The organism is Streptacidiphilus neutrinimicus (assembly GCF_000787815.1).
In the GTDB taxonomy this organism is placed as follows: Bacteria; Actinomycetota; Actinomycetes; order Streptomycetales; family Streptomycetaceae; genus Streptacidiphilus; species Streptacidiphilus neutrinimicus.
In genome coordinates this window covers 5,105-14,634 of the sequence record NZ_BBPO01000111.1, presented here as the reverse complement: position 1 = coordinate 14,634, position 9,530 = coordinate 5,105, and the positions used below count along the sequence as shown (strand labels likewise).

Sequence of the window (9,530 nt, the reverse complement as noted above, 5' to 3'; positions counted from 1 at the left end):
GGGCAGCACCTCGTCTTCGGACGCCTGCACCGCCACCATGGCACCGCCCGACGGCAGCGCCTGCATCAGGCGACCACGCGCCGCGACGAGCCTCGCCGCATCGCCGAGCGAGAGCACCCCGGCGACATGAGCGGCGGCCAACTCGCCGATCGAGTGACCGGCCAGGAAGTCCGGCGTCAGACCCCACGACTCCACCAGACGGAACAGCGCCACCTCGATCGCGAACAGCGCCGGCTGCGTGTACGCCGTCTCGTCGATCCCCTCACCGCCGAACACCACGTCCTTCAGCGGACGCGCCACGTACCCGTCGAGCTCCGCGCACACGGCGTCGAGAGCCTCGGCGAACACCGGGTACGTCTCGTACAACTCAGCTCCCATGCCAGCCCGCTGACTGCCCTGGCCGGTGAAGAGGAAGGCGAACCTGCCGCCCGTGGCCGAGCCGGTGACCACACTCGCACCGGGGGCACCCGAGACCAACCCCTCAAGACCCCCCAGGAACCCCTGATCGTCCTCGGCGACCACGACGGCCCGGTGCTCCAGAGCGGCACGGCCGGTCGCCAGCGAGTAGGCCAGGTCCACGAGTCGGGTCCCCGGCGCGCCCCCGGTGAAGGAACGCAGCCGCTCCGCCTGCGCGCGCAGCGCCGGCTCGGTGCGGGCCGAGAGGACCAGCGGGAACGGCCCCGAGGCGGACACCGGGTCGGGCGTCGCGTCGGACCCGTCGGCCGGGGCCTGCTCCAGCACCACATGGGCGTTGGTGCCGCTCACGCCGAAGGACGACACGGCCGCCCGGCGCGGGCGGCCGGTCTCGGGCCAGTCGCGCGCCTCGGTCAGCACCTCCACCGCACCCGTCGACCAGTCGACGTGCGGGCTCGGGGTGTCGACGTGCAGGCTCTGCGGGAGCACGCCGTGGCGCATGGCCAGCACCATCTTGATGATGCCCGCGACGCCTGCGGCGGCCTGGGTGTGGCCGATGTTGGACTTGATCGAGCCGAGCCACAGCGGCTGATCGGCCGGGCGCTGCCCGTAGGTGGCCAGCAGCGCCTGAGCCTCGATCGGGTCGCCCAGCGTGGTGCCGGTGCCGTGCGCCTCGACCGCGTCCACCTCGTCCGCCGACAGGCGGGCGGCGGCCAGGGCCTGGCGGATGACGCGCTGCTGGGCCGGACCGTTGGGGGCCGTCAGACCGTTGCTGGCGCCGTCCTGGTTGACGGCGCTGCCACGGACGACCGCGAGGACCGGGTGACCGTTGCGCCGCGCGTCCGACAGCCGCTCCACGAGCAGCATGCCGACGCCCTCGCCCCAGCCGGTGCCGTCGGCCGCCGCCGCGAACGGCTTGCAGCGGCCGTCGGCGGCCAGGCCGCGCTGACGGCTGAACTCCACGAAAGCGCCCGGCGTGGACATCACGGTCACGCCACCGGCGAGCGCCATCGTGCACTCGCCGTTGCGCAGCGCCTGAATCGCCCAGTGCAGCGCGACCAGCGAGGACGAGCACGCCGTGTCGACCGTCACGGCCGGGCCCACCAGACCGAAGGTGTACGAGAGACGGCCGGAGACCACGCTGGCGGCGGTGCCGGTGCCGAGCTGACCCTCCAGCTCCTCCGCCGCGTTGGCGGCGAGGGCGAGATAGTCCTGGCCGTTGGTGCCGACGAACACGCCGGCCTGAGTGCCGCGCAGCGTCCCCGGGTCGATGCCGGCCCGCTCGAACGCCTCCCACGAGGTCTCCAGCAGCAGCCGCTGCTGCGGGTCCATCGCCAGCGCCTCGCGCGGCGAGATCCCGAAGAAGGTCGGGTCGAACTCGGCGGCGTCGTGCAGGAAGCCACCCTCACGGGCGTAGCAGGTGCCGTTCTGCTCGGCATCGGCGCTGTGCAGCGCCTCCAGGTCCCAGCCGCGGTCGGTCGGGAAGCCGGAGACCGCGTCGGTTCCGGAGGCGAGCAGCTGCCACAGCTGCTCCGGGCTGCGGACGTCGCCCGGGAAGCGGCAGCTCATGCTGACGATGGCGATCGGCTCGTCGTCGACGGCGCCCGACGCGGCGGCCGTGGGCAGGGACGCCTCGGCCTCCTGCCCGCCGAGCAGCTCGGTGCGCAGGAATCCGGCGAGCGCGGCCGAGGTCGGGTAGTCGAAGACCAGCGTGCTCGGCAGGCTCAGGCCGGTGACGGCGTTCAGCCGGTTGCGCAGCTCGACCGCGGTCAGCGAGTCGAAGCCCAGCTCCTTGAACGCCCGCGCCGCGTCCACCGCGTCCGGCGAGGCGTAGCCGAGCACGAGGGCCACCTCGGCGCGGACCGTGTCGAGCAGGGCACGTTCCCGCTCGGCCGGGGAGAGCAGGGCCAGCCGCTGCGCCAGCGGGCCGGCCGGCTCCCCCTCGGCGGCGGCGTCGGCGGTGCCGGACGTCGCCAACGCGGCGCGGGCCTCGGGGATCCGGTCGAAGAGCGCGGTGCCGCGCCGACCGGTGGTGATGCCGCCGAGCAGCAGCTCCCAGTCGATGTCCGCGACGACCAGGGTGCCGTCGCCGTTCTCCAGCGCCTGCTGGAGGGCGGCGATCGCCCGCTCGGGGGCCATCGGCGGGACGCCCTCGCGGCGCAGGCGCTGCTCCAGGGCCCCGTCGGCGGCCATGCCGCCGCTGCTCCACGGACCCCAGGCGATGGACGTGGCGGCGAGGCCGTCGGCTCGGCGCTGCTCGGCCAGGGCGTCCAGGTAGGCGTTGGCGGCGGCGTAGTTGGCCTGACCGGCGTTGCCGATGGTGCCGGCGGTGGAGGAGAACAGCACGAACGCGGAGAGGTTGTGCGTGAGTTCGTGCAGGTTGCGGGCAGCGTCCGCCTTCGGACGGCCCACCGCGGCGAAGCGCGCCACCGTCTGCCCGTCCACCACGCCGTCGTCCAGCACACCGGCGGTGTGGAACACGGCGGTGACCGGCTGGTCCAGCGACGCGAGCAGCGCGGCCAGCGCGTCGCGGTCGGCCACGTCGCACGCGGCGACGGTGACGCTCACACCGGCTGCGGCCAGCTCGTCACGCAGCTCGGCCGCGCCGGGCGCGTCCAGGCCACGACGGCTCGTCAACAGCAGGCTCTCGGCGCCGTTGCGCACCAGCCAGCGCGACACCTCCGCGCCCAGCGCGCCCGTGCCACCGGTGACCAGCACCGTGCCGGAAGGCCGCCACGCGACCGCCACCCCGCGCGACGACCGCACCAGGCGCCGGGCGAAGACGCCCGACGCACGGACCGCGACCTGGTCCTCGTCGCCGACCAGGAGGTCCACGAGGTGGGTGAGCGCGCGCTGGTCCGAGGTCTCGGGGAGGTCGACCAGACCGCCCCAGCGCTGCGGGTGCTCCAGCGCCACGACCCGGCCCAGACCCCACAGCTGGGCCTGCACCGGGCTGGCGAGCCGGTCGGACCGACCGGTCGAGACCGCGCCGCGCGTCACGCACCACAGCGGCGCGTCGACCCGCGCGTCACCGAGCGCCTGCACCAGCGCCAGCGTCCCGGCCACCGCGCACGCCTCGTCCCACGCCAGCAGCGAGACCACTCCGGAGATCGAAGCGCCGTCGGAGACCGCGCCCTGGAGCGCGTCCGTGACGGCGGCCCGCTCGGGGGCGAGCGGCTCGACCAGGCGGACCTCGACGCCACGGCCGGTCAGCAGCCGGACCAGGTCGTGGACCTCGGCGGCGTCGGCCTGCCCGGTCGGCACCGCAACCAGCCAGGTCCCCGACAGCACGCCGGAGGCGGCGCCGGTGACCGGCGTCCAGCTGACCCGGTAGCGCCAGCCGTCCACGACGGACTGCTCGCGGCTCTGCCGACGCCACGCCGACAGCGCGGGCAGCACCGCGCCCAGCGCCGCACCGTCCGCGACGGCGAGCGTCTCGGTCAGCTCCTCGACGTCCTCACGCTCCACGGCCGCCCAGAACCGGGCGTCCGGCAGTGCGGCCGACGGCTGCGCAGCCGCGGCGGCGGAGCCGCCACCCGACTCCAGCCAGAACCAGTCGTGCTGGAAGGCGTAGGTGGGCAGCTCGACCCGGCGCGCGGCACGACCGCCGAAGAGCGCCGTCCGGTCCAGCGCCCCGCCGCGCACCTGCGCTTGGCCGACGCCGATCAGCAACGTCTCGACCTCGGGGCGGCCCGCACGCTGGACGGGGGCGAAGACGACGTCCATCCCGTCGCTGACGCAGTCCTGTCCCATCGCGGACAACGTGCCCTCCGGGCCGAGCTCCAGGAACGTGCGGACGCCCTCGCGCTCCAGGCTCTCGACGGCGTCCCGGAAGCGCACCGCCTCCCGCACGTGGCGCACCCAGTACTCGGGCGCGGTGAGATCGGCGAACTGGTCGAGCGTGGAGACGATCGGGAGCCGCGGCTCGTCGAACTCCAGCGACTCCACGACGGCCCGGAACTGGTCCAGCATCGGGTCCATCAAGGGCGAGTGGAACGCGTGACTGACCGTCAGCCGCTTGGTCTTGCGACCCTGGGCGGCCAACCGCTCCGCGACCTCCAGCACGGCCCGTTCGGCGCCGGAGATCACGACCGAGGTCGGCCCGTTGACGGCGGCGATGCCGACCTCTTCGGACACCAGGGGCAGCACCTCAGCCTCGGAGGCCTGCACGGCCACCATCGCCCCGCCCGACGGCAACGCCTGCATCAACCGGCCGCGCGCCGCGACCAGCTTCGCCGCGTCGCCGAGCGAGAACACCCCCGCGACGTGCGCGGCCGCGATCTCACCGATCGAATGTCCGGCCAGGAAGTCCGGGCGCATTCCCCACGCCTCGACCAGACGGAACAGCGCCACCTCGATCGCGAACAGCGCCGGCTGGGTGTAGCCGGTCCGGTGGACCAGCTCGCCCTCGGCCGCGAAGACGACGTCCTTCAGCGGGCGGTCCAGATGCCGGTCCAGCTCCGCGCAGACCGCGTCGAACGCCGCCGCGAACACCGGGAAGGCCTCGTACAGCTCGCGGCCCATCCCGGCCCGCTGACTGCCCTGACCGGTGAAGAGGAAGGCGAGTCGGCCCTCGGTGACGGCGCCGCGCACGAGGGAGGGAGCGGTGTGCTCCCCGGCCGCCAGCGCCTGGAGGCCGCGCCGGAAGTCCTCGAGGTCCGCGCCGACCAGCACCGCGCGGTGCGGCAGGGCCGCCCGGGTGGTGGCCAGGGAGTAGCCGAGGTCGAGGGGGGTGAGCGTCGCGTCGGCGGCCAGCCGGGCCAGCAGCCGGCCGGCCTGGGCGCGCAGCGCGTCGGCGCTGCGCGCGGAAAGCAGCCACGGGACCAGCGCGGTGGTCACCGGCGCGGACGGGGCGGCGGACACCGCTGCGGACGAGGCGGCAGCCGAAGCTGCCGCGCCGTCCGGCTCCTCGGTCGCCGCCGTTTCGTCGCCCTCTCCCGCGACCGGCGCCTGCTCCAGGATGGTGTGCGCGTTGGTCCCGCTGACACCGAAGGAGGAGACGGCGGCCCGGCGCGGTTCGCCGGTCTCCGGCCAGACCCGCTGATCGGTCAGCAGCTCCACCGCGCCCGCCGACCAGTCCACGTGCGGGGTCGGCTCGTCCACGTGCAGGGTCTGCGGCAGCACGCCGTGGCGCATCGCCATCACCATCTTGATCACACCGGCCACGCCCGCGGCGGCCTGCGTGTGCCCGATGTTCGACTTCAGCGAACCCAACCACAGCGGCCGCTCGGCGGCTCGCTCGCGGCCGTAGGTGGCCAGCAGGGCCTGCGCCTCGATCGGGTCGCCGAGGGTGGTGCCCGTGCCGTGCGCCTCGACCGCGTCGACCTGGTCGGCCGTCAGGCGGGCGTCGCCCAGGGCCTGGCGGATGACCTTCTGCTGGGCCGGCCCGTTGGGCGCCGTCAGTCCGTTGCTGGCGCCGTCCTGGTTCACCGCCGAACCACGCACGACCGCGAGCACCGGGTGCCCGTTGCGCCGTGCGTCGGAGAGCCGCTCGACGAGCAGCATCGCGACGCCCTCGGACCAGCCGGTGCCGTCGGCGCCTGCGGCGAAGGACTTGCAGCGGCCGTCCGCCGCCAGCCCGCGCTGACGGCTGAACTCGACGAACACGTCCGGTGTGGCCATCACGGTCACGCCGCCGACCAGAGCCTGCGAGCAGTCGCCGCGCCGCAGCGCCTGGCACGCCCAGTGCAGGGCGACCAGCGAGGACGAGCAGGCGGTGTCGAGGGTCGCGGCCGGCCCCTCCAGGCCGAGGGTGTAGGCGATGCGGCCGGAGAGCACGCTGGTGGCGTTGCCGGTCAGCAGGCGGCCCTCGACGCCCTCCGGCACCTCGGCCAGCTCCGAGCCGTAACCCTGGTAGCTGCCGCCGACGTACACGCCGGTACGGCTGCCGCGCAGGGTGGCCGGGTCGATCCCGGCGCGCTCGCAGACCTCCCAGGACGCCTCCAGCAGCAGCCGCTGCTGCGGGTCCATGGCCAGCGCCTCGCGCGGGCTGATGCCGAAGAACTCCGGGTCGAAGCCGCCCGCGTCGTGCAGGAAGCCGCCGCCGGTCGCGTAGACCGTGCCCGGGTGGTCCGGGTCCGGGTGGTAGAGCCCCTCGACGTCCCAGCCCCGGTCGGCGGGGAACGCGGTGATGGCGTCGCCACCGGTCGCCACCAGCTGCCACAGGTCCTCCGGCGAGCGCACCCCGCCGGGCAGCCGGCAGCTCATCGCCACGATCGCGATCGGCTCCTGGTCGGCGTCCTCGACCTCCCGCAGGCGGCGGGTGGTCTTGCGCAGCTCCGCGGTCATCCACTTGAGGTGGTCGAGGAGCTTCTTTTCGTCTGCCATCAGAAGGCCGCCTTCCGGGAAGCCGGGACACGTGCGGTGATCGCGCGGGACGCCATGGTCGAGGTCTGGACCGGGATCCGGAGCGGGGTCTGGACCGGGGTCGAAGCCGGGGTCGGGAGCTGGACGGTCGGCGGGAAGCGCACGTCAGTCCCGTCCGAACTCGCGGCTGATGATGTCGAAGAGGTCGTCGGCCGACGCGTTGGCCAACTCGTCGTCCTCGGCGCTGTCTGCTGCATCGTCGGTCGCGTTCCACTTCGACAGGAGGGCCTGGAGTCGCGCTGTGACGCGCTCCCGGTCGGCGTGATCGGGGGACAGGGTGGAGAGTCGCTGGTCCAGCGCGTCGAGCTCGGCGAGGACCGGCGCGGCGCCGTCGGCCGCGTCCGGCACGATCTCCGTGCCGAGGTGACCGGCCAGGGCCGTGGGGTTCGGGTAGTCGAAGACCAGGCTGGTCGGCAGCCGCAGGCCGGTGGCCGCGGTCAGGCGGTTGCGCAGCTCGACCGCGGTGAGCGAGTCGAAGCCGAGCTCGTTGAAGGCCCGAGCGGCCTCCACCGCGCCGGCGCCGGCATAGCCGAGCACCGCGGCGACCTCGGTGCGCACCAGGTCGAGCAGGGCGCGGTCCCGGTCGGCGGCGGGCAGGACCCGCAGCCGCTCCTGGAACGCGTCGGCCTGGTCGGGCCCGTCGCCCTCGCCGCCCTGGACCGCCGTGCCCGCCAGGGCCTCGCGGGCCTCGGGCACCCCGTCGATCAGCGGGCGGGGACGGGCTGCGGCGAAGGCCGGCGCGAACAGGGCCCAGTCCACGTCGGCGACGGTCAGCGCCGTCTCCTGGTGGTCCAACGCCTGCTGCAGGGCGGCGATCCCGAGCTCGGGAGCCATCACCCGCAGACCGCGACGGCTCAGCTGCTCGGCGGCCTGCGGGTCTTCGGCCGCCATGCCGATCTCGCCCCACGGCCCCCAGGCCACCGACGTGGCCGCCAGGCCCGCCGCCCGACGACGCTCGGCGAGCGCGTCCAGGAACGCGTTGCCCGCCGCGTAACCGGCCTGGCCACCGCTGCCCCACACCCCGGCGATCGAGGAGAAGAGCACGAAGGCGTCCAGCTCGGTGTCGCCGAGCGCCGCGTCCAGGTGGACCGCGCCGGAGACCTTGGCGTCCATCACCCAGGCGAGCTCGCCCAGATCGCTCTCGGCCAGCGCGGTGTCCTGGGTCAGGCCGGCCGCGTGGACCACCGCGCGCAGCGGCACCGCGTCGCGGCCGTCCACCACCAGCCGCTTGACCAGGGCCTCGACGGCCGAGCGGTCCGCGACGTCGCAGGCCTCCAGGGTGACCTGGGCGCCCAACGCCACGAGCTCGTCCCGCAGTTCGACCGCTCCGGGCGCGTCAGCGCCGCGTCGGCCGGTGAGCACCAGGTGCTCCGCACCGCCGCGCGCCAGCCAGCGGGCCACCTCGGCGCCGAGGGCGCCGGTGCCGCCGGTGACCAGCACCGTGCCGCGCGGCTGCCAGGCCGCGACCGCGGCCTGCGGCCGGGTGGCGCGCACCAGGCGGCGGACCAGGACGCCCGAGCGGCGAACCGCCAGCTGGTCCTCGCCCGCACCGCCGTCCGCACCGGCACCGGCACCGGCACCGGCACCGGCACCGGCACCGGCACCGGCACCGGCCAGGATCGCGACCAGGCGGGCGGTCGCCCGCTCGTCCACCGCCTCCGGCAGGTCGATCAGGCCGCCCCAGCGGTCCGGGTGCTCCAGGGCCACCACCCGGCCCAGGCCCCAGACCTGGGCCTGGGCCGCGCTCGGGGCGCTGTCGACCGGACCGGTCGAGACGGCCCCGCTGGTCGCGCACCACAGCGGCGCGCCGATCCCGGCGTCGCCGAGCGCCTGGGTGAGCGCCACGGTGGCGGCGAACCCGGCGGGCAGCACGGGGTGGCTCGGGTGCGGCTCCTCGTCCAGGGCGAGCAGCGACAGCACACCGGCCAGGTCGTCAGACTCGGCCGCCGCGCCGCGCAGTTCCTCGACCAGACGGCCGCGGTCGCAGGCGGAGGCGTCCACCAGGAGGCGGCGAACCGCCGCCCCGCCGTCGGCGAGCGCCTCGGCTGCCGCCGACACCCGGCCGTCCTCGGCCGAGGCGGCCGGGACGACCACCAGCCAGGTCCCGTTCAGGGTGGTGCTCTCCGCCGCCGTGGCGAGCGGCTGCCAGGAGACCCGGTAGCGCCAGCCGTCCACGGTCGACTGCTCGCGCTGCTGACGACGCCAGGCCGAGAGCACCGGCAGCACGGGGGCCAGGGCGTTCAGCGGCGACTCCGCGTCGCCCGCGTCCACGTCCAAGGTGGCGGCCAGCGCGGCCAGGTCCTCGCTCTCCACGGCCTGCCAGAAGCCGGCGTCCGTCGCGTCCGTGCCGATCCGGCCGTCGCCGGACGCGGCGAGGACGGGCAGCCGCTCGGGCCAGTACGACTGACGCTGGAAAGCGTAGGTGGGCAGGTCGACGCGCTGCGCGCCGGTACCGGCGTAGAACGCCGTCCAGTCGACGGTCACGCCGCGCACGTAGGCCTGGGCGAGCGCGGTCGTCAGCGTGCGGACCTCCGGGCGTCCCGCCCGCAGGGCCGACGAGAACGCGACCTCCTCGGTGGTGACGCAGTCCTGGCCGAGCGCAGCGAGCACGCCGTCCGGGCCGAGCTCCACGAACGTGCGGACGCCGTCAGCTTCCAGCGCCACGATGGCGTCGCGGAAGCGCACGGCCTCGCGGACGTGGCGCACCCAGTACTCGGGCGAGGTCAGATCGGCGCTCTGGTCGAGGGTGG

The 9,530-nt window shown here is 75.1% G+C and carries 2 protein-coding genes; both read right to left on the bottom strand.

What is annotated here, in order from left to right; translation table 11 throughout:
• Positions 1–6,744, bottom strand: a 6,744-nt coding sequence (locus TR48_RS35605; protein ID WP_439654523.1) for a type I polyketide synthase, incomplete at its 3' end; no start/stop codon positions are given.
• A 141-nt stretch (positions 6,745–6,885) separates the two neighbouring features.
• A partial coding sequence (locus tag TR48_RS35600; RefSeq protein WP_152628365.1) for an SDR family NAD(P)-dependent oxidoreductase occupies positions 6,886–9,530 on the bottom strand: 2,645 nt, incomplete at its 5' end.